Source organism: Bacillus sp. EKM208B, assembly GCF_011800725.1.
GTDB classification, from domain to species: domain Bacteria; phylum Bacillota; class Bacilli; order Bacillales; family Bacillaceae; genus Bacillus; species Bacillus velezensis.
The window spans coordinates 90,942-111,915 of record NZ_JAANHO010000001.1; the positions used below are offsets into that span (position 1 = coordinate 90,942).

The window sequence follows — 20,974 nt, forward strand, 5'->3', positions numbered from 1 at the left end:
TACTGATGAAGATTGAAGAACTTGATCTTGATACAGAAACAGCAAGCTTGGTGCATCGCTGCTAGTAAAGCCGTGACTCCCCTCATTGGGGAGTTATTATCTTTCAGGGGGTATGTCATGATGTCAACTGACTGTAAGCGCTGGAAGTTTAAAGACAGCGTGCAGGTGCTGACCTACACGGCGCATATTATCATTCAATATCGAAAGGCGATTAAGCTTGCGCATACGAGTGAGATCAAAGAGGCGGTTGAACGGCTGATCACCGGCTGTGAAAAACAAGAGCTTTCTGATCTTCTGGGAGAGGAAGCGGGAAACCAGTTTTTCGATGCGTTAATGAAATTGGATGCTTTAATAGAGCCATGGCAAAACGGCCGTGAAGGCCGCATCACTGAAAAGCAGCTGTACCATTTTGAGAAATACAACCAAAACCCCAATCTGATCCAAAACAGATTAGACGGCAGCAGGGCAGCGATCGTGGGTCTGGGGGGCGTCGGAACGATCATTCTTCAAAACCTTCTGGCGGCGGGCATGCAGCATTTTATTCTCATTGATTTCGATGCCGTATCAGTACATAACCTGAACAGACAATTCGTCTATAATAAATCTTCTGTAGGCAAATTAAAGATCTCAGAATGCAGAGATTATATTGCGGGTATCAATCCCCATGCGGACGCAGCACTTTACCATCAGGAAATTACACAGCCGCAGGACCTGCGTGTGTTAGATCCGTATGAAATTGATATCGTCATAAATGCCGCTGACAAACCCCATAACATTTCTGAATGGGTTTACCGGTATTGTAAGGAGCGGAATATCGCGTTTATGACCGGGGGTGTCGGCAGCTTCAGCGGCCAATGGGGGCCTCTGCTCACGCCTGAATCCTATCAATCCGGCGTCACTTATGAAAAAAACATGCCGGCCGGACTTCTGAACTGTTACCCCGATGAACCGATCAAAGGTTCCTTAGGAGCGACAAACGGTATTATATCCTCGTTTATGTCTCATGACATTATCACATACCTTGCAGGCGGAAGCCCGAAATCCCTGAATACCCGCATCGGCCTGGACTTTGACGGCCTTCATATTACAGAAACGAAGCTTTCTCAAAAGGAAAGCGCTTTATGAAGACGATGCATCGTACGGCGAGAAAACCGGGCGACCCTCTGAAAATAGAAATCGACACAAGCCCGATACGCTTGAACCCATTAGATACGCAGGATTACACAAGCAAGATGATTTGCAGCATTATGTATGAAAGTCTGCAGGACGGCTATAACTGCCGGATCATCCGCAAAGATCCCCGCACCTGTCAGGTGGACATTCACCCGGACTATTTAGGTGACGCCGAGGGTGTGGTTCAAACGATCATCTATCATCTGACGAAAGAAAATCAAAGCCCCCATCTCGGCAGTTTCCTGAACATAAAACAGGCCGTTCCGTATGTAAAAGGCCTCGTCTCATCCGATCAGCTCGGGGTGAACGTAACGGGCGAAAAACGCTTTGAAGTCACCTTGGACGAGCCGTCTGATGAGATAGAAGCCGTTTTGCAGAGCAGCTTTCTGATTCCGGGGACCGCCGGGGGCGATGTGCCGGAAAACGGCCCGTACCGATTCAAGCGAACGTTTGAAAAGGGGCTGGAATTTGAGCGGAATCCGCAATATAAAATGACGCCCGCGGATCACCGCACGGTTCAGACCATCCAATTTATTTTGAATGATGATCTGGAAAAAAGCATCGGGCTGTACGAAGCGAATCAAACGGACGTGACCTGCCACACCCAGTTTCATCATTCAAACATGAGGTATCGGCAATATGCTGATTTTAAAGAAAATCATTTGCCGATGTTATTTACCTTCAAGGTAAAGGACGACATGCTGAGAACTTTTATTCAGCATTATTTTGATAAACAAAAGCTGGCCGGGGATTTGGGGCATATCATCACACCGACTGATTCACTTATCGGTATATGGGAAAGCGGGAGGACACCGCAGAAAGATCCGCCCCTTTTGACAAGAGAAGAGCCGATCCGAATCGTTTATGCCGATTATTATCCCAACGGAGAGATCATTGAAAGGCTGGCTGATCTGTTTCGGCGGGCCGGAGCGGACGTATCCGTCTCACGCGTCAGTCATTTCAATGATTATTATCATATGGATAAAAGCGGGTTTGATATTGAGCTCCATTTGTTCCTGCCGGCTTACATGCATGAGCTGAGCTATATCAAATATTTCATCCGCGACATCAGCGATCCGGAGAAGAAAAAAACGATCATTGATGCCATAGGATCTGAAAAAAAGAAGGAACTTTTTGGGTTATTCGAGAATACAACTCATTATTGCCCAATTTGTTTTGGGAAAAGTCTGTATCTGCAAGATCCATGTATAGAGGGTTTTAGTGTAAAGACTGACGGGCTCCTTTCTGTTCATGATGTTAAATGCAGATAGCTGGAAAGGGGTATTCATTTGCGGAATCGAAATTTGCTTTACTTCTCCGGTTTTTTCGGAAACTTCTTTTTCGAACGGGGAATTTGGATTTTATATTTAACAAGCATGAATTATTCATTGTTTCTTGTGGGCATCCTGCAATCGGTCCTGAATTTGGCGATGTTTCTGGCGGAAGTGCCGAGCGGCGTCATCTCGGACAGAATCGGGAGAAAAAAATCGCTCTTGCTCGGCCATTTTATGGTCATTATCTATTTGGTGATGTTCCTGAGCTTCCATAACTTCATCGCCCTCTTCATCGCCCATATTATATACGGTATCGGGCTGACGTTTATATCAGGAACGGATCACGCCTTTTTGTTTGATTCACTGAAAGAACAAGGGAAAGAAAAGTGGTACGGCAAATCCATCGGAAATTATAACGGACTTGTCATACTCGGTCTTGCGATTGCCATGGGCATCGGCGGCTACTTGCAGGAAATATCATGGTCGTATGTGTTTATCGCCGGGATTGTCACTCAGCTGATTGCGATGGCGGTCATTACACAGCTGACGGAAATCAAATTTGAAAACAGTGAACACGAAACGCAGACGGTCGGTGACATCTTAAAAGAAGTCAAAGATTTCTTCAGGCTGAACAAAGCCTTTAAATATCTGGTGCTGTCACTCTCCGTTTTCTTTGCGATTACATCGGTTTTTTATATGTACGGACAAGATTTGTTAAGTCAGGAAGGGCTGTCCGTGCGCAATATATCCATTATTTTTGCGGGACTGTCCATCTTGCAGGCGCTGTGCTCCATCTTTTCTTCCAAGCCGGCGGAAAAATTCACGCCGAGGCGCGTGCTTCTGCTGACATTCTGCATCATCGGGGCGGCCTATCTGTTTATACCTTCGGGCAGTCTGTACGTGACGATTGCAGCTTTTGTCGTCATTAACGCGCTCTATGATGTGATAGAACCCGTATCCAGTCAGGTGGTGAATAATGAGATTCCGTCCAGAACGAGAGCAACGCTGCTGTCCATTATCAGTTTGATGACCTCGCTCTTCATGTTCATTGCCTTTCCGTTTATCGGATTCTTAACGGACTATTTTGATTCAGCTTTGCTGCTGACCGCAATCGGGGTATTATCCATCTTGTTGTCGCTGTTTATGATGCTCAGCTTTTACAAACTGAAAGCGAGCGTCGCCATCCAGAATAAAGTCGAGCTTTGAACCAGAATGACAAAGGGATGATGTGAGTTGCTGAATATTCATAATCTTACGGTAAATTTAGCGGGAGATACCATTTTCAAACAAGTTTCTTTTTTCATCAATGAAGGCGAAAAAGTGCTCGTGGCCGGGCCGAACGGTTCCGGCAAAAGCACGCTGTTCAGGGTGCTTTCCGGAGAGCTTGAGGCAGATGAAGGAACGATTGCGATCAACAAAGGGGCGAAGGTCGGTTTGCTGAAGCAGATCGCTGATCCCCATGAGGATCTGACGTTGTATCAATATCTGGAAAAATCGTTTGAAGCTCTCGCGGCGATCCAGAAGGAAATGAAGGCCATTGAGCTGAAGCTTTCGGAACCGATGAGTGATGACGAGCTGACTGCTTTATTGGAAAAGTACAGTCAATACACGGAAACATTTGAGCGGAACAACGGCTACCAGATGCATGCGATGATTGATGAAGTATGCAATGGGCTCAGCCTCAGCGAATTAAAGGATCAGCCGTTTTCAAAGCTGAGCGGCGGCGAAAAGACAAAAGCCGGCCTTGCTGAAATTTTAATCCGCAACGACGACGTTATACTGCTGGACGAGCCGACCAACCATTTGGACGTCCATGCGATTGAGTGGCTTGAAGGGTTTATTAAAAAATCGAACAAAACCATTCTGTTTACGACCCACGATAAAACGTTTGCCGATCAAACGGCGATGAAGGTGCTCGAGATTGACGATACCGAGGTGAAGATTTGGCCTTACGGATTCAGCGAATACTTGAAAAAGCGGGAAGAATTCATCATCGCCCAGTTTGAGAAATATGAAGAACAGCAGAGAAAAATACAGAAGATGAAGGAATCCATCGCCCAGCTGAGAGATTGGGCCAACCGCTCGAATCCGCCGTCTGTCGGCCTGCACAGACGCGCGAATAATATGGAAAAGGCGCTGAAAAGGATTGAGCTGATCAATAAGCCGGTCCGGACGGAGCAAAAATTAAAAAACGCATTTCAGGAAGCGGGCGCCGGTTCAAAAGATATTGTGTTCATTGAAAACGGAAAGGTGACCAACGGATCTTCCCTTTTATATCAAAATGTGAACCTGCGCATAAAGCATAAAGACAGAATCGGCATCGTCGGCAGAAACGGCGTCGGCAAAACAACGCTGATCCGCTGCATCATCGGGGAAAGAGAACTGTCGGACGGCACCATTAAAGTGGGGGAAAATCTTAAGATAGGCTACATTGATCAAAAGAGCCACGTCGGAGATTCGAGTCAGACGATTCTGCAATTCTTTAAAGAAAATCTGCTGACTGAAGAGGGCATGGCCCGGAATATGCTGGCCAAGTACGGATTTTACGGGTCGTCGGTCTTTAAAAAACTTTCCGTCCTGTCGGGCGGTGAAAGAATCAGGCTGAAGCTGTCCATCTTAATGGAAAAAAAGCTGAATGTCCTGATCCTGGATGAGCCGACCAACCACTTGGATATTGAATCTCAGGAAATTCTCGAAAACAGCCTGATGCAGTTTCAAGGCACCATCATCTGCGTTTCTCACGACAGAAACCTGCTGGAGAAGTTCAACAAGATTTTCTGGCTTGAGAATCAAAACGTCACCATCTTTTCAGGTCCATACAGTTACGCCAAACAAAAAAAACGGCAGATTGCCGAATAAAAGGGGAATGGATATGACCATTGACAGACTGACAATCAATGAGTTATCGTACGATCTTTTTGTAAGCGAGTATGCTGATAAGAAACCTTTTATTTTGACGGGGGCAATGGATCACTGGGAATGCAGGCCGTGGACGCTTGAATACATTGATGAACACTATGGAGACAGAATGGTCACCATCCGGAAATCAGATATCGAAGGGGTCAAAACGTTTAAACAAGTAAAGCTTTCCAACTATATCGAGTACATTGATCAGAATGATGACAAATGGTACTGTGACTGGAATTTTACGCAGCTGAACCAAAATGACTTAGACCTTGTCTATTCCGCACCCGAGTATTTTACAAAAGACACATTGAGAGCGGATGAAGAAACGGGACGGGACTGGAAATGGTTCTTTCTCGGTTCTAAGCAGACAGGCACGCCGCTGCATCAGGATTTTAACAACACGCACGCGTGGAACGGCGTCATCTTCGGGGAGAAGGAATGGATCTTCTATCATCCGGACGACTCTCCGTATTTGTACGAAGGAAATATCAATGTCTTTGATGAAAAAGACATTGAGCAAAAACCGCTGGTGCAAAAGGCGTCTCCGATCCGCTTCAGACAAAAGGCGGGAGAAATCATTTACGCGCCGCGCCATTGGTGGCATCAAGTCGAGAATACGGAACATACATTGGCAGTGAGTGAGAACTTTTGGTTTACCGGAGAGCGGCTTGCCAATCAGATATAAACGAAAGGCTGAGGAGCATCTCAGCCTTTTTTTGTATGGATTCATTTCATCCGGTCCAGACCGAATTTTTTCAGGCGGTATTGCAGGCTCTGTCTGCTGATTCCGAGCTCGTTTGCCGTTTTGGATATGTTATTGCCGTGTTTTCTCAGGGTTTTTTCGATCATGTATTTTTCGAAGTTTTCCATTTTGTCTTTTAAATCGGTGCCGGGCTGGGTGCTTGCGGCGGCTTTGCTTTCCGTGTCAGCGGGTTTGATTTTCATCCGGTATTGGTAAGGCAGGTGGGCTGCCGTAATCGTCGTTTCATCCGTCATAAAGTTCATGGCGCCTTCAATCATATGTTCAAGCTCGCGAATGTTGCCCGGCCAGTCATATTCCAGGAAGAATCGCTGCACATCGTCACTGATCGAATCGACATGCATTTGAAACAGGTGGTTGTTTTTCTGGATAAACACTTCGGCCAGAGGCAGAATGTCTTCCTTGCGCTCCCGGAGCGGGGGAATGATCAGCGTGACAACGCTTAAGCGGTAGTATAAATCTTTGCGCAGCCGCTCTTCTGAAATGGCGGTGATCGGGTCTTCATTCATCGTGGCGATGATGCGGACGTCAATCGGTTTGTCCTGAGCTGATCCGATGCGCCTGATTTTCTTTTCCTGAAGGGCGCGGAGCAGTTTTGCCTGCAGGCTGAGATTGAGAGAGTTGATCTCATCGAGGAGCAGGGTGCCTCCCTGTGCCTGCTCAAATAAACCGGGCTGGTCGATGGCTCCGGTAAAGGCGCCTTTTTTCGTGCCGAATAAAATACTTTCGACCAGACTGTCCGGCAGGGCGGCGCAGTTTTGTGAGATGAACGGGGCGCCTGAGCGCTGGCTGCCGTTGTGAATGCTTTGGGCGAACAGTTCCTTGCCCGTTCCCGTCTCGCCGGCCAAAAGCACCGATGATGATGTGCGGGTTGCCCGTTTCGCGTTTTCGATGACTTCCCGAATAACCGGGCTGTTGCCGAGAATACTGTCAAACGTGTAGCTGTTCTGTTCTTTCCTGTGCATGTTCTCCCTGATCAGCCGTTCGAGCTTGGTGACGTCCTTGGCGATTTCTACGGCGCCCTTGATTTCGCCGTTTTGCACAATCGGGAAGGTGTGGTTGATCGTCGTGATTTCCTGGCCTTTGTTATTGAAATAGCTTTGCTTCACGTTTTTAATCGTTTTGCCTTCTTGAAGGGCCTGAACGAGCGTGCTGTCCTGCTGATTGGAAAACATAAATACATCAGTCAGGTTTTTATGCAGGACGTCCCGTTCATCCATATCTTCAATCTGCATCATTTTCTTATTGTAAATGACGGTGCTGCCCTTCTCGTCCACCACATGCAGCCCGACATCAATCTCTTCCAGAATGCTTTGTAACACGAGTGTGTAAAATTCGCTGGTTGTGTGCAGTTCAATTCCCCCTCTCAATCGTCTTAACATTCATTATTTTAAAATAAATCGAACGGAAAACGCAAAAAAATGTTGCGCTTGAACGATATTTAAAAATAAATGGAAATTTAGTTAATAAAACCATTGACTTTTTTAGGAAAATGGTTGATATTTAGATATATACTTAAATATCTAAATCATGTACGTATGAGAGGGGGAAAGTTTTTGAATAAAGCTTTTAAAGCACTGGCCGATCCTACAAGGAGAAGAATTTTGGACTTATTAAAGAAACAAGACATGACAGCTGGTGAAATTGCGGAACACTTCGACATGTCAAAACCCAGTATTTCTCATCACCTTACCATATTGAAAAATACTGATTTGGTTCACGATGAGAGGAAAGGCCAATTTATTATGTATTCATTAAATGCCACTGTATTACAGGATCTTATAGGCTGGTTCTTTTCTCTGACTGATTCAGAACATGATAATAAGAAAGGCGGGGAATCATGAAAAAATATTTCTTTTCAGCAGGAATCATAGTTTTAACTGTTTTCACATGGGCTTTCACATATTCATCTTTACCGGACAATTTGGCGACACACTGGGGATTAAACGGAAGCGCAAATGATTACACTTCTAAATTTAATGCAATGGTGATGCTTATTGGCATCATGATTATTCAATATATTTTAATGGTTATCATCCCTAAGATTGATCCTAAAAATAACTACAAAACATTTATCCGGCCATATATGGCTATATTTAATACATTGTTTGCGGTTCTGTTTGTCATTAATCTGATGACCATCTTGACCGGCCTGGGATATGATCTCCCTATATCTTATTTAGGAAACTTTATAGTGGGAGTCATTTTCATGGTGTTTGGAAACTTTATTCAGAAAGTTAAGCCTAATTACTTTTTAGGGATAAGAACGCCTTGGACGCTGAGCAGTGAAAGAGTTTGGAAGGATACACACAGGGTTAGTTCGAAAATTTTTGTCTTAGCGGGCATACTCATGATGCTTGCAGCTTTTTTGCCGCCGGTGTATAGAGTGTCAGTCATTTTCATTGCGGCAATCGGCTGTATTATATTATCTTTACTATATTCTTACATTGTATATCAGAGACAATTGAATAAATAACTGTTGAGTAGGAGCAATCTAATTGGATTGCTCCTATTTTGTCAGCGGAAAACGCAAAAAAATTTTGCGCTTGGCTGAAGTTTGCACGCAAACTGCCGGAAAATTTTGCGGGAAAAGAAAGAATGCTGGCGAAACATCCCGTTTTTTCGGATTGGCACGGAACTTGCTTTATAAAAAGGGAAAGCAAGATCTAATGTTGAATGATTACAAAACAAGGGGGAATCAGATTATGTCAGCTTTCACAAAATCTCAAGAAATTATCAGCCAAACTTCACATTACGGCGCGAACAACTATCATCCTCTGCCGATTGTTATTTCCGAGGCGCAGGGTGTTTGGGTAAAAGACCCTGAAGGTAATCAATATATGGATATGCTGAGTGCTTATTCTGCGGTGAACCAGGGGCACAGACATCCGAAGATCATTCAGGCGCTGAAGGATCAGGCGGATAAAATCACTCTGACGTCACGCGCATTCCATAATGATCAGCTCGGTCCGTTTTATGAGAAAACAGCCAAGCTGACCGGAAAAGATATGATTCTGCCGATGAATACGGGGGCGGAAGCCGTTGAATCCGCTGTCAAAGCGGCGAGACGCTGGGCATATGAGGTCAAAGGAGTAGCGGATAACCAGGCGGAAATCATTGCGTGTATCGGCAACTTCCACGGCAGAACGATGCTTGCGGTATCCCTTTCTTCAGAAGATGAGTATAAACGCGGTTTCGGACCTATGCTTCCGGGTATAAAATTAATTCCATACGGAGACGCAGAAGCGCTGCGCCGGGCGATCACGCCGAACACAGCCGCTTTCTTATTCGAACCGATTCAGGGAGAAGCGGGCATCGTCATTCCGCCGGAAGGATTTTTACAAGAAGCGGCAGCCATTTGTAAGGAAGAAAATGTACTTCTGATCGCTGATGAAATTCAGACGGGACTCGGCCGCACAGGGAAAACATTCGCGGTTGACTGGGAAAATATCGTACCGGATATGTTCATCTTAGGCAAAGCACTCGGCGGGGGCGTCTTCCCGATTTCGTGCATCGCGGCGAACCGTGACATTCTCGGCGTGTTTAACCCGGGTTCCCACGGCTCGACATTCGGCGGAAACCCGCTCGCTTGCGCGGTATCGCTCGCATCTCTTGAAGTCCTTGAGGAAGAAGGGCTGGCAGAGCGTTCCCTTCAGCTTGGCCGTTATTTTAAAGAAGAGCTTGAGAAAATTGATAACCCGATCATAAAAGACGTGCGCGGACGCGGCCTGTTTATCGGCGTTGAACTAACAGAAGCGGCCCGCCCTTATTGTGAAAAGCTGAAAGGCGAAGGGCTTTTATGCAAAGAAACACATGATACCGTGATCCGTTTTGCACCGCCGTTAATGATTTCCAAGGAAGACTTGGACTGGGCGATCCAAAAGATCACAAACGTGCTTCAAAACGCGTAAAACCTTGATGCGGCAATGCTTTCCCTCGGCTTGTATGGAATTTACAAATAAAAAATTCAGCACACTCTATTTGCGCGGCGACAGTATTTTAGTATAATGTATCTTTATGTACGAAAATGAATTTCATATAACATTCATATACAAATAGAGGCTCTTTGGACAGCAAATCGGTTTCAAAGCACCGGCTTGGTTCCAATACAAGTTGCTGAAGGGGTGCAGAATAGTGAATACAAATCAAAAAGAGAATCAGCTTCAGCGCACAATGAAATCACGCCATTTGTTTATGATTTCTTTGGGCGGAGTGATCGGCACCGGGTTTTTCCTGAGTACCGGATTTACAATTAACCAGGCGGGACCGCTGGGCGCGGTTCTGTCTTATCTGGTCGGCGGCTTTATTATGTTTTTGACCATGCTCTGCTTAGGCGAGCTTGCGGTTGCCCTTCCCGTATCAGGGTCGTTTCAGACGTACGCAACCAAATTCATCAGCCCCGCTTTCGGTTTCGCATTCGGCTGGCTGTACTGGCTCGGCTGGGCGGTGACATGCGCCATTGAGTTTTTATCTGCGGGACAATTGATGCTCCGCTGGTTTCCTCATGTTCCCGTATGGGTGTGGTGCCTCGTGTTTGTCGGACTGATGTTTCTTTTGAACGCCATTACCACAAAAGCGTTCGCTGAGTCGGAATTTTGGTTTTCCGGCATTAAAATTGTAGTCATTCTGCTGTTTATTATTTTGGGCGGCGCCGCCATGTTCGGCCTGATTGACATGAAACACGGCGAGCAGGCTCCTTTCTTCTCTCATTTTTATGAGGATGGATTGTTTCCGAACGGCATTAAGGCTATGCTTATTACGATGATTACCGTAAACTTCGCGTTCCAGGGAACGGAGCTGATCGGGGTTGCCGCGGGAGAAAGTGAAAATCCCGAGAAAACGATTCCGCGCTCTATCCGGCAGACGGTATGGAGAACGCTTGTCTTTTTCGTTCTCTCCATCATCGTCATTGCCGGGATGATTCCGTGGAAGCAGGCGGGAGTGGTCGAAAGCCCGTTTGTCGTGGTGTTTGAACAAATCGGTATTCCATATGCCGCCGATATTATGAACTTTGTTATCTTAATTGCGCTGCTCTCAGTGGCCAACTCAGGCCTGTTTGCATCGACGCGTATCTTATATGCCATGGCGAACGAAGGACAAGCCTTTAAATCGCTCGGCAAAACAAATAAACGCGGGGTGCCGATGAACGCTCTGATCGTGACGCTGGCCGTCGCCTGCCTGTCACTGCTGTCTAAAGTGGCAGCGCCGGAAACCGTTTATATGTTTCTCTTATCATTAGCCGGACTAAGCGCGCAGGTCGGCTGGATCACGATTTCCCTGTCACAGCTGATGTTCAGACGGAAATACATCCGCGAAGGCGGCAAAGTGGAAGACCTGAAGTTTAAAACACCGCTGTACCCGGTGCTGCCTATTATCGGGCTGACGTTAAACACGGTCGTTCTGATCAGCCTCGCATTTGATTCAGAACAGCGGCTCGCCCTTTATTGCGGCATTCCGTTCATGGCGGTGTGCGTTATCGTCTATCATCTGTATGTAAAAAAGCATAAGCAGTCAGAAAAACAGATAGAGCTTTAAATCTTTTCGTGTCCAAGTCATCTTTGAGAAACCCGCACAGGACAACATACAACATGTTGAGGTGGAAAAACGGATGAACAAGAATATCTCAGTTATTGGAATGCCGATGGATTTAGGACAAGCACGACGCGGAGTAGACATGGGCCCGAGTGCCATCCGCTACGCGCATCTCATTGAACGGTTATCTGACATGGGGTATGCGGTGGAAGACTTAGGCGACATCCCCGTCAATCGTGAAAAACTCAAAAATGATGAAGAGCTGAAAAATCTGAACTCTGTGCTCTCGGGGAACGAGCAGCTCGCCCAAAAGGTGGACAGCGTCATTGAGAATGAGCGGTTCCCTCTCGTCTTGGGCGGCGATCACAGCATCGCGATCGGAACGCTGACAGGAACGGCAAAGCACTATAAACAGCTCGGCGTCATCTGGTACGACGCGCACGGCGACTTAAACACCCTGGAAACATCGCCGTCAGGCAATATTCACGGAATGCCGCTGGCCGTCAGCCTCGGCGTCGGGCACGACACATTGGTGAACCTGGGCGGGTATGCCCCGAAAATCAAGCCGGAGAACGTCGTCATCATCGGCGCGAGATCGCTTGATGAAGGCGAGCGTGAATACATTAAGGAAACAGGCATGAAGGTCTATACGATGCATGAGATTGACCGCCTCGGCATGACAAAGGTCATTGAAGAAACCATTGACTACTTGTCAGACTGTGACGGCGTTCACCTCAGCCTTGACCTCGACGGCCTTGATCCGAGCGACGCACCCGGCGTAGGCACGCCTGTCGTCGGCGGCATCAGCTACCGTGAAAGCCACTTGGCAATGGAAATGCTGTATGATGCCGACATCATCACTTCAGCTGAATTTGTCGAAGTCAACCCGATCCTCGATCACAAAAACAAAACCGGCAAAACAGCGGTCGAGCTGGTAGAATCTTTGTTAGGAAAAAAACTACTATAAAATATGCGCCTCCGCACTTGCGGGGGTTTTTTTGTTGCCACGAGGAAACTAGCGGGCTGTCACCCTCTTTTTAGACCTGTAAATATGATATATTTATTACACAAAATGGGAAAGGGAGGTGTCCTGACAGATGGCTGAAGTGATGGCCCACGAAACAGTTGCGAAAAAAATCAGTGACTGGTATGAGGAAATCAAAAAGCACAACACCGAATCGGCTGAGGCGTTAAGAGAACAACTGCTTACGGATCTGCAAAATATGACACAAAATCAAACGGTGCTCCTTTATTTTAATTTAATTGATTCCCGCTATAAGCTTTTGATGGAAGAGTATGAGAAAACAGACGGCATTTTAAAAACGATCCAGCTGAACGCCGATAAAGAAAAAACAGACCAGATGATTCAATACTATTATTATTTCTTTTCCGGAATGCACGAGTTTTACCGTAAACGGTTTATGAACGCAATAAATTTTTACCGGATTGCTGAAAGCAGGCTCCGGCACATACCGAATGAGATTGAAAGAGCCGAGTTTAATTATCAAGTGGCGATTGCCTACTATGAAATCCGCCAAAACTACTTTGCGATGAACCACGCGGAAAAAGCGTTGGAGATCTACAAAGCCAATGAAATGTACGCGGTCAGAGAAGCACAGTGTTTCATGGTGATCGGCTGTAACAGAATGGACTTGTTTCACTACCAGAAAGCCGAAGAGCTCCTGCAGACGGCGGTTCATCAAGCTGCCAAAGCGGGCGATCCGCATATTGAGGCGCTCGCCCACTTTAACGCAGGCATTTGCTATGAAAGACAGGAAAAGCTTGAGGAGGCGCGGGTCGAGTTTGAAACGGCTCTCGATCAAAAGGAGCATTTGCAATCAGCATATTCGGTGCGGAGTCTGTACATGCTGGCCAGAGTGTTATTGAAACAGGAACAGATGGCTGAGGGCCGGTTTTGGCTGCATAAAGCGCTGAATGCCGCTGAAGAAAAAAACGAGCCCGTATACACCCAAAAGCTGCGCATCTTACAGCATGTCTTTATTGACCAGAGTGAAGAATCGCTTGAATCAGCTTTCGCCGAGTTAAGAAGGAAAGAGCTGTGGAGTGACGTTTCCGATTTGTCGTATCAAGCCGCGGCGCATTTTAAAAAACAGGAGAATTACAAACTGGCGGCGAAGTATTTTCAGGAATCAATTGATGCCAATGACCAAATTTTGAGATTAACGGAGGGGATTCGTAATGAAAACATGTAAATTCATTGTACTCTCAGCAGCCTTGGCAAGTCTCATTTCGATTGGATTATTTGCACAAACTGGTTCAACGGCACAAGCCGACCAAATCATAAAACCGGCGGAAAACGGAGCCTTCGGATAATACTGCATGATATCGCTTTCGTGTAAGGAGTGATTCAATGGCTATCACGCTGCAGCCGATGACAGGACAAGAATTTCAGTCCTATCTCGCCCATTCAACCAAGCATTACGCTGAAGAAAAGGTAAAAGCGGGAACATGGCTGCCTGACGAAGCGCCGGAATTAGCGGAGCTGGCGTTTGAAGACCTGCTTCCTGACGGCTTGGAGACGGCCGATCACTATTTATGGACGCTGACATTGGACGGAAAGGAAAATGCCGGCTGGCTGTGGCTGCACGCCGATCCGGAACACCCGCAGCAGGACGCATTTATTTATGATTTCGGCCTTCATCCGCCTTTCCGCGGCAAAGGCTATGCAAAAGAGGCACTCGCAAGGCTGGAGGACAAAGCCAAAGACCTGGGTGTCCGCAAGATTTCTCTCCATGTGTTCGCTCATAACGAAACGGCTCGGAAGCTGTATGAGAAGACGGGATTTCTGGAGACGGATGTCATCATGAGCAAAAAGCTGTCATGAAAAGGGGCCCGCATGCTGGGCCTCTTTTGTTATTCATCTAACAATGTCATCATGTGTTTCGGATAACGCTCGCCGGCCGCCGTGCCGATCGGAAACATCTCATCCAACTGCGCCTTCACATCCTCGGGAAGCCCCATGTCGAGAGCGGCGAGGTTCTCTTCCAAGTAGTGTTTCTTTTTTGTACCCGGAATCGGAATGAGGTCATCGCCGTTTGCGAGAACCCATGCGAGCGCAAGCTGAGGAGCAGTGATATTCATTTCCCGGGCAATGGCGGTAAGTTTTTGGACGAGCCCTATATTCACCGCCAAATTGTCTCCCTGGAATCTCGGCGTTCTTCTTCTGTAATCATCGGCATCCAGCTGCTCGGTCGACGTCATCTTTCCGGAAAGAAAACCTCTGCCGAGCGGACTGTAAGGCACAAATGAGATGCCGAGCTCACGGCAGGCGGGCAGCACATGCTCCTCCGCTTCCCTGCTCCATAAAGAATATTCCGATTGAAGCGCGGCAATCGGATGAATGCGGACGGCGCGCCTGATCGTTTCTGCGGAAGCCTCTGACAATCCGATAAACCTCACCTTTCCTTCGTCTATCAGCTCCTTCATGGCGCCGACAGTTTCTTCAATCGGCACCCGCGGATCAACCCGGTGCAGATAGTAAAGGTCGATATAATCCGTCCCGAGGCGTTTCAGACTGGCGTCACACGCTTTTTTCACATAATCGGGCCGTCCGTTAATTTCGATAAACTCACCCTTTGCGCTTCGGACATAACCGAATTTCGTCGCGAGGCACAGCTCCTTTCTGAATGGGGCGAGCGCTCTGCCGACAAGTTCTTCATTCGCACCCAATCCATATTGATCAGCCGTATCAAACAAATTCACGCCGAGATGAACGGCATGATGCAGTGTGGAAATCGAATCTTCCTCACTCTGGCTGCCATAGTATTCCGACATGCCCATGCACCCTAACCCCATTGCGGAAACCCGCATCGAACCGATCGTTCTGTCCTTCATATGTCCTCCCCCTTTCTTGTATGATAACCGGATTTCCTGATATTTGAAAATGTTTTATGCATAAGATTTACATATTGTTATAAAATTTTTAAAAATCTGTAAATTGTATATTTTTTTATCGCAATTCCGTCATATAATACAAATGTGGAAAAATTATACTCGAAGAAAAGAGGCGAAGTCATGATGTGTAAAAAGCTGTTCAAAGCCGTCCTCCCGTTTGCCCTGTCATTCACCATGGTTCTGTCATTCTCCGGTATGAATGTAAAAGCGAAAGAAACAGAAGCAGCCCGCTACGCAAAAGAAATCGCAGACCTTCAGCAGGGCACGACTCCTCAAGACGTTCTCCAATCCGCCAAAGAGCTTGCCAAACAGAAGCACGTTTCAACAGAAGCAATTCTCAAGCAGTTTCATCAAGAAATCACAGCAGACAAGGTGCAAGGAAATGTAATCGTTTCCAAAGAAGGGCTCTCTGCAATGGGCGGATCATCAGGCACAAAAAAACTTCCGAAAAGCACGAAAGGCAATATTTATTACACGAACTCATACACGGCTTATTACAACCACGGGCATGTCGGCATGTATTCATCCGCTGATAAAATTGTTGAATCCGTGCCGGGAGACGGCGTCCGCCAGATTGCTTATAACGGCAGGGAAGTCGAAGACAATTCAATCGTCCAGACGGTGAAAGTCACTGATGCCCAAAAACAAGCCGCCGCTGACTGGGCCGTATCAAGAGTGGGGGATGAATACTCCTTCAACTTCGTCAATAACAGAAATACGGGCCATGAAGGCGCCAAAAACTGCTCAAAACTGCTGTGGTCGGCATTCCTTTTAAAAGCCGGGATTGATATCGACTCTAACGGCGGCTTAGGCGTATATCCGCGCGACATCACAAGCTCGTCCTACACAACCACGATTCTGACCATTCACTAAGGAGAACAACGTGAAAAAAATCATCTGGATACCCTTAGTAATCATCGCCGCCGCAGCGGTCTTATGCTTCTTCTATTTCCGCACGGAAGATCCTGCGGAGGTTGCGAGAGACACATTAAATGACCCTGATTTTCTGAAAGATAAAGAGACGCTGCTGTATTTCTCCACTGCGGCTGACCAAGACACGTTCGGCGGCGGAAAAAGCTACGCCCTCTTCGCCGATGAAAAAGGACGGCTTTCTTCTTATCACATGAAGGGGCTTGAGCTCGGATCGGCCAAAGTGCATGACGGCAGCGTGCTGCTGGAGGACAAAAAAGGAATCTACACCGTTCAGGGCGGCCTTCACACGTATAAAAGAGCGTACCAGCATACGGGAGACAGCGCGGGATATATCGAACGGGCGAAAGGCTTTTACACGCTGTATAATTCGGGCTACGACAAGAGCGGCGGCAGCTACCGCTCAGAGCTGTACCGCCAGATTGACGGCAAGTGGAAGCAAGACGTCATCCCGCACTATATCCGCGCTTCAGGCTTTTTTAAAGATCATCTTTTCGCGCTCACGCCGACAGATGACGAAAAAGGGTATCACATCCAAGACATTCAGGCCGCTAAAGAAAAGCTCCATACAAAATCAATCGCGACATGGACGTACAAAGAAGGCACGTCTGTCGAATCCCAGCTCGCCGCGGACGACAGCGCCGTCTGCTTTGTCACCAGAGGGGAAAAAGCCGATCACATCTACCAAATGGTGAAAGTCATGAAAAACAGCGGCGCCATCAAAACGTATGACATCGCCGCTTATAAAAATGACGAGCAGACGATCTATGACTCCATGCCGTTCAGCTTCAAAAAAAGCTTTTTCATGGAGCGGCGCAGCTTCTATTTCGTTGACGGCTTCGGAACCGTCTACCGCATCAACCCTAAGACCGGAAAAAGCAAAAAAGCCTTCGCCCTCCCCGCATCCCGAATGAAAGCCGACTTCAAGGAGCTGACCCATCAAAACGGAAAGCTGTATCTGTTCACGTACAGCTACAAAAAGCCCGCCAAAATCGAATCTTTCGACCTGAAAACGGGCAAAAAACTGAACGACCGAACCATCCCAAACTTAAAAAACATCGTCACGCCGAAAAGCCATCTCAAGCTGTATGATGTGCAGGTGATGGATGGGTTTTGAAGAGTATGAACATTTCGGAAGAGCTTGCCGCTTTTGGTAAGCTTTTTATAATGAAACGTTACTGCGGGAAAGAAGGTGTTCATTTGAAATCATTCAGTATCTTCTTATTGTTGTCTGTCATTTGTTTAACCATTGTTTTTGTCATAATGAATATGTTGATTGGATACCCTGATGTGAGTAACGGGGCATTGATTATGATTGTATATATCGTTGTGACCCTCATGATAAGGCTATATAACAAGAGAAAAGCCCACCGAACATAGAGATAGAGGAATTTAGGAGGGAGCCGATGAAGAAAAAGCTTGCCGCGGTGACCGTAACCATTCTCCTGGTTTCCGTAATAACCAACTCTTTTTTAAACGGCGGAAAGCCGGACTGGATTGATGTATGCTATACGCTGCTGGCGTGTCTATTAGGAATTCTGTTCGTCCTTCGCTTAGAAAAAAGAGAAAACACGTAAAGAGCCGGATGATGAAAACACCGGCTCTTTTTGCGCGTGATTTGCCGAATTGTGGATAAAACTCAGCCCGAAGCACTACTAACATGTGTATAAATAGGTTATATTGAAAAGAGAACAATTGCCGCGTGCAAAAGAAAATCGGAGGATGTAACAATGAAAACCGCTTATTATTCTTGTGAAGAACATATCGAAACCGTGCTGGACATGTACATAGATGATCATGAGCTTCCACCCGAAATCAGAAAAATCGAACATACTAACAGTTTATCCACAGCCTGTGAATTATGTGGGGACACTGCAACATATCTAGTAGGGAACGAATGATCCTACACAAAATACAGAAAAGATATCCACAATTGTGGACAATATATATGAATAACTTGTTTCTAAAGTGGGGATGACCTGTGAATATCAATATTGTGACAATCGGAAAACTAAAAGAAAAATACCTCAAGCAAGGCATTGAAGAATACAAAAAACGACTCTCAGCCTACGCAAAAATCGACATCATCGAACTCCCGGACGAAAAAGCACCGGAAAACCTGAGCGACCAAGACATGAAAATTGTCAAAGACAAAGAAGGCGAACGCATCCTGGCCAAAATCAGCCCGGACACCCACGTCATCGCCCTCGCCATCGAAGGAAAAATGAAAACATCCGAAGAACTGGCCGATACAATAGATAAGCTGGCGACATATGGAAAAAGCAAAATCACCTTCATCATCGGCGGCTCACTCGGCCTAAGCGACGCTGTCATGAAACGGGCAGACGACAAACTGTCATTCTCGAAGATGACATTTCCTCATCAGCTCATGCGGCTGATTTTAATGGAGCAGGTTTATCGGGCATTTCGGATTAATCGTGGGGAGCCTTATCATAAGTAAATGAGGTTTTAATTTTTATAGAAAATAGTCTGCCTAAGCTTTTAGTCGGACTATTTTTGCTATAATAGACATACTAGTCTATTGGAGGTTTTGGTAGTGGAAGAAGTTTTTGTAAGTAGTGTTTCTCAATACATAGAAGAAATAAAAAATTTATCATCTAGAGGTTTTTCTTTTTTTAGAGGACAAGGTTCAAATAAACATCAATTGCTTCCTTCACTTTTAAGGAAGAATGAAAGTGGAATTGATGTGTATGGTACAAATTGTGATAAAAATTTTCAAACCAAATTTAAATCAAAAGCGATTCCTTTTTTAAATAATGTTCCTACTGATGAATTTGAATGGTTATTTATAGCACAACATTACGGACTACCTACTAGGCTATTAGACTGGACATCCAATCCGTTAGTTTCTTTATATTTCGCGGTTGAAAAATCACTAGACGAATATACTGTTGAGAATTATCCAGTTATATGGTCTTTAAATCCTATTGATTTAAATAGTAAAGTTGGTTATTTAGGGAATAGAGTTGATGTACCAAATCTTATGGAAAATGATTCAACTCTAAATAATTGTTTACAAACAAATTATAGGGTTGGAATAAGACTTGATGAAGCAATTTATCCTTTGGCTATTAGTGGACCAGTAAACAACTCCCGTATTGAAGCACAGAAAGGTATTTTTACTTTATTTCCATCGAATGCACTACCGTTAGAAGATTATGAGGGAGCTAGTGAATTTCTTTACAAAATTAATATTCATTATGATTATATACACGAAATTAAGAAAGAACTGTTTAGTTTAGGTATTAGTAAATCAAGTATTTACCCAGAATTATCTAGTATTGCAGATGATATTGTTTTCGAATATAAACAATAGGAGGATATTATGGAAAGTAAATGGAAAGTTGATTCTACTCCAAGTACTAAAACAATTTATGATGTTGTTAATGAAATAGATAAAGGAATGGATGGGACTGGAGGAATAAAGTTAGACCCTGAATATCAAAGGGAATATAAATTCACTGTTTCAGATGAAAGTCTGTTAATTGAGTCATTATTGTTAGGAATTCCTATACCTATAATATATTTATCTTCAGACACAACTAAAATTCCTTATATATCTAATGTTATAGATGGACAACATAGATTGAGAGCCATTTATAGGTTTGTTAAAAATGAGTTCGCTTTAAAGGATTTAGAAAAAATAAATGAATTAAATTTTAAGAAATTTTTAGAGTTACCTACAGATATACAAGCTTCAATTTTACATCAATGTAGTTTAACATTTGAAAATATTCATGTACAGAACAACCCGGAATTAGAAATGGAAATCTTCAAAAGATATAATACTGGTTCACATCCTTTAAGTAGACAAGAAATAAGACATGCGGTTTATAGAAGTGAGGTTAATGATTGGTTAAATCAACAGATAGAAACCTATTATAAGTCAGTTTCACCTTTTAAAAACATATATAATATGACTAAGAAAAGGTTTTCAGATAAAACTGCTCACGAAAATATTCAAACCATGCTTTACATACTAGAAGTTGGACTAGAAAGTAAATATGAAACATCCCCAGAGTATGCAGAAGAGTTTATGAAAAAAAATACTATAACTATAAATCAAGAAATTCAAATTGAGAAACTTTCACTTTTACTAGATAAAGTAAATGATTTCTTTGAAAAAATATATTGCGATTATGGTATTAAATATCCTTTTTCAAAGGAAATTTATGGCGTTGAGAGTAGGAATTACAAAGTGCAAATACCTATTTTAATGATTATTACAGATTTCTTGAGAAAATTAATTGAAATAGACGTTGATTTAACTAGTACAGTGAACACAGAAATTATTCTCAAAGTAATATCAAATGTTATGAAGGATTCTTATCTGGAGAATAATTATAAAGGTTCTAGTACAAGACCAGAATTATTAATAGAAACTTCAAATAAACTATTTGAAAAGTTTTCTGAAATTAACCTCATTTAGATACATTGTGGTGAGCCTTATCATAAGTGAGTG

General features: G+C 44.9%; 22 protein-coding genes. 20 read left to right on the forward strand and 2 right to left on the reverse strand.

Translation table 11 applies throughout. From position 1 onward, the window contains the following. Window positions 1-117 precede the first annotated feature (117 nt). From G9F75_RS00490 to G9F75_RS00510, 5 genes are read left to right on the forward strand one after another with little or no spacing between them, the layout of a single operon-like run. The gene (locus tag G9F75_RS00490) at window positions 118-1,125 is read left to right on the forward strand and encodes a ThiF family adenylyltransferase (RefSeq protein ID WP_021494635.1); all 1,008 of its coding nucleotides are present in this window, start codon (window positions 118-120) and stop codon (window positions 1,123-1,125) included. After that, window positions 1,122-2,444 carry a periplasmic substrate-binding domain-containing protein gene (locus tag G9F75_RS00495; protein ID WP_031379193.1) on the forward strand — a complete coding sequence of 441 codons (1,323 nt, stop codon included), beginning with the start codon at window positions 1,122-1,124 and terminating at the stop codon, window positions 2,442-2,444. The genes G9F75_RS00490 and G9F75_RS00495 overlap by 4 nt, the downstream gene beginning before the upstream one ends. 18 nt (window positions 2,445-2,462) lie before the next feature. Then, complete coding sequence (locus tag G9F75_RS00500; protein WP_012118887.1) at window positions 2,463-3,653, forward strand: MFS transporter; 1,191 nt, start codon at window positions 2,463-2,465, stop codon at window positions 3,651-3,653. Between the two features lie 27 nt (window positions 3,654-3,680). Continuing rightward, window positions 3,681-5,306 carry an ABC-F family ATP-binding cassette domain-containing protein gene (locus G9F75_RS00505; protein ID WP_007614956.1) on the forward strand — a complete coding sequence of 542 codons (1,626 nt, stop codon included), beginning with the start codon at window positions 3,681-3,683 and terminating at the stop codon, window positions 5,304-5,306. A 13-nt stretch (window positions 5,307-5,319) separates the two neighbouring features. After that, the gene (locus tag G9F75_RS00510; protein WP_007407887.1) at window positions 5,320-6,039 is read left to right on the forward strand and encodes a cupin-like domain-containing protein; all 720 of its coding nucleotides are present in this window, start codon (window positions 5,320-5,322) and stop codon (window positions 6,037-6,039) included. A 41-nt stretch (window positions 6,040-6,080) separates the two neighbouring features. Here G9F75_RS00510 and G9F75_RS00515 read toward each other — a convergent pair whose 3' ends face one another. Then, a complete protein-coding gene (locus G9F75_RS00515) occupies window positions 6,081-7,496 on the reverse strand; it encodes a sigma-54 interaction domain-containing protein (RefSeq protein ID WP_374978595.1) in 1,416 nt (471 codons plus the stop codon). 174 nt (window positions 7,497-7,670) lie between these two features. Between G9F75_RS00515 and G9F75_RS00520 the strand changes: the two genes are divergently transcribed. The 8 genes from G9F75_RS00520 to G9F75_RS00550 all read left to right on the forward strand — a co-directional run bounded on the left by G9F75_RS00520 (window position 7,671) and on the right by G9F75_RS00550 (window position 14,491). Further along, complete coding sequence (locus G9F75_RS00520; protein ID WP_167408863.1) at window positions 7,671-7,958, forward strand: autorepressor SdpR family transcription factor; 288 nt, start codon at window positions 7,671-7,673, stop codon at window positions 7,956-7,958. Beyond that, window positions 7,955-8,590, forward strand: coding sequence for an SdpI family protein (locus tag G9F75_RS00525; RefSeq protein ID WP_053285282.1), 636 nt, complete (start codon window positions 7,955-7,957; stop codon window positions 8,588-8,590). Before G9F75_RS00520 ends, G9F75_RS00525 begins: the two co-directional genes overlap by 4 nt. A 229-nt stretch (window positions 8,591-8,819) precedes the next feature. After that, window positions 8,820-10,025: an ornithine--oxo-acid transaminase gene (locus tag G9F75_RS00530; protein ID WP_004393130.1), complete on the forward strand. Its 1,206-nt coding sequence runs from the start codon at window positions 8,820-8,822 to the stop codon at window positions 10,023-10,025. Window positions 10,026-10,248: 223 nt separating this feature from the next. Continuing rightward, window positions 10,249-11,649 carry an amino acid permease gene (locus G9F75_RS00535; protein ID WP_021494640.1) on the forward strand — a complete coding sequence of 467 codons (1,401 nt, stop codon included), beginning with the start codon at window positions 10,249-10,251 and terminating at the stop codon, window positions 11,647-11,649. A 73-nt stretch (window positions 11,650-11,722) separates the two neighbouring features. Next, on the forward strand, window positions 11,723-12,613 hold the full coding sequence (rocF, locus tag G9F75_RS00540; protein WP_007407883.1) for an arginase: 891 nt from the start codon (window positions 11,723-11,725) through the stop codon (window positions 12,611-12,613). 130 nt (window positions 12,614-12,743) lie between these two features. Continuing rightward, entirely contained in the window at window positions 12,744-13,859 is a 1,116-nt protein-coding gene (locus G9F75_RS00545; RefSeq protein WP_137987945.1) for a response regulator aspartate phosphatase, read from the forward strand. Then, window positions 13,846-13,980, forward strand: coding sequence for a hypothetical protein (locus G9F75_RS19990; protein WP_004393139.1), 135 nt, complete (start codon window positions 13,846-13,848; stop codon window positions 13,978-13,980). The genes G9F75_RS00545 and G9F75_RS19990 overlap by 14 nt, the downstream gene beginning before the upstream one ends. Before the next feature lie 37 nt (window positions 13,981-14,017). After that, window positions 14,018-14,491, forward strand: coding sequence for a GNAT family N-acetyltransferase (locus G9F75_RS00550; RefSeq protein WP_167408864.1), 474 nt, complete (start codon window positions 14,018-14,020; stop codon window positions 14,489-14,491). Window positions 14,492-14,520: 29 nt separating this feature from the next. Here G9F75_RS00550 and G9F75_RS00555 read toward each other — a convergent pair whose 3' ends face one another. After that, on the reverse strand, window positions 14,521-15,501 hold the full coding sequence (locus G9F75_RS00555) for an aldo/keto reductase (RefSeq protein WP_088056358.1): 981 nt from the start codon (window positions 15,499-15,501) through the stop codon (window positions 14,521-14,523). A gap of 183 nt (window positions 15,502-15,684) precedes the next feature. Here G9F75_RS00555 and G9F75_RS00560 point away from each other — a divergent pair, with 183 nt between their 5' ends. The 7 genes from G9F75_RS00560 to G9F75_RS00590 all read left to right on the forward strand — a co-directional run bounded on the left by G9F75_RS00560 (window position 15,685) and on the right by G9F75_RS00590 (window position 20,941). Then, window positions 15,685-16,434, forward strand: coding sequence for a YiiX/YebB-like N1pC/P60 family cysteine hydrolase (locus tag G9F75_RS00560; protein ID WP_072176818.1), 750 nt, complete (start codon window positions 15,685-15,687; stop codon window positions 16,432-16,434). A gap of 10 nt (window positions 16,435-16,444) precedes the next feature. Continuing rightward, on the forward strand, window positions 16,445-17,608 hold the full coding sequence (locus tag G9F75_RS00565; RefSeq protein WP_128497027.1) for a hypothetical protein: 1,164 nt from the start codon (window positions 16,445-16,447) through the stop codon (window positions 17,606-17,608). A 289-nt stretch (window positions 17,609-17,897) separates the two neighbouring features. Next, window positions 17,898-18,068 (forward strand): hypothetical protein, encoded by a 171-nt coding sequence (locus G9F75_RS00570; RefSeq protein WP_021494648.1) that lies wholly within the window; start codon window positions 17,898-17,900, stop codon window positions 18,066-18,068. Between the two features lie 153 nt (window positions 18,069-18,221). After that, window positions 18,222-18,392, forward strand: a complete 171-nt coding sequence (locus G9F75_RS00575) for a CxxH/CxxC protein (RefSeq protein ID WP_004393147.1) — start codon at window positions 18,222-18,224, stop codon at window positions 18,390-18,392. Window positions 18,393-18,472: 80 nt separating this feature from the next. Further along, the gene (gene rlmH / locus G9F75_RS00580; RefSeq protein ID WP_014419326.1) at window positions 18,473-18,952 is read left to right on the forward strand and encodes a 23S rRNA (pseudouridine(1915)-N(3))-methyltransferase RlmH; all 480 of its coding nucleotides are present in this window, start codon (window positions 18,473-18,475) and stop codon (window positions 18,950-18,952) included. A gap of 96 nt (window positions 18,953-19,048) precedes the next feature. Beyond that, window positions 19,049-19,828 carry an FRG domain-containing protein gene (locus tag G9F75_RS00585; RefSeq protein WP_014722065.1) on the forward strand — a complete coding sequence of 260 codons (780 nt, stop codon included), beginning with the start codon at window positions 19,049-19,051 and terminating at the stop codon, window positions 19,826-19,828. Between the two features lie 9 nt (window positions 19,829-19,837). Then, complete coding sequence (locus G9F75_RS00590; RefSeq protein ID WP_014419324.1) at window positions 19,838-20,941, forward strand: DUF262 domain-containing protein; 1,104 nt, start codon at window positions 19,838-19,840, stop codon at window positions 20,939-20,941. The last annotated feature ends 33 nt before the right edge of the window (window positions 20,942-20,974 follow it).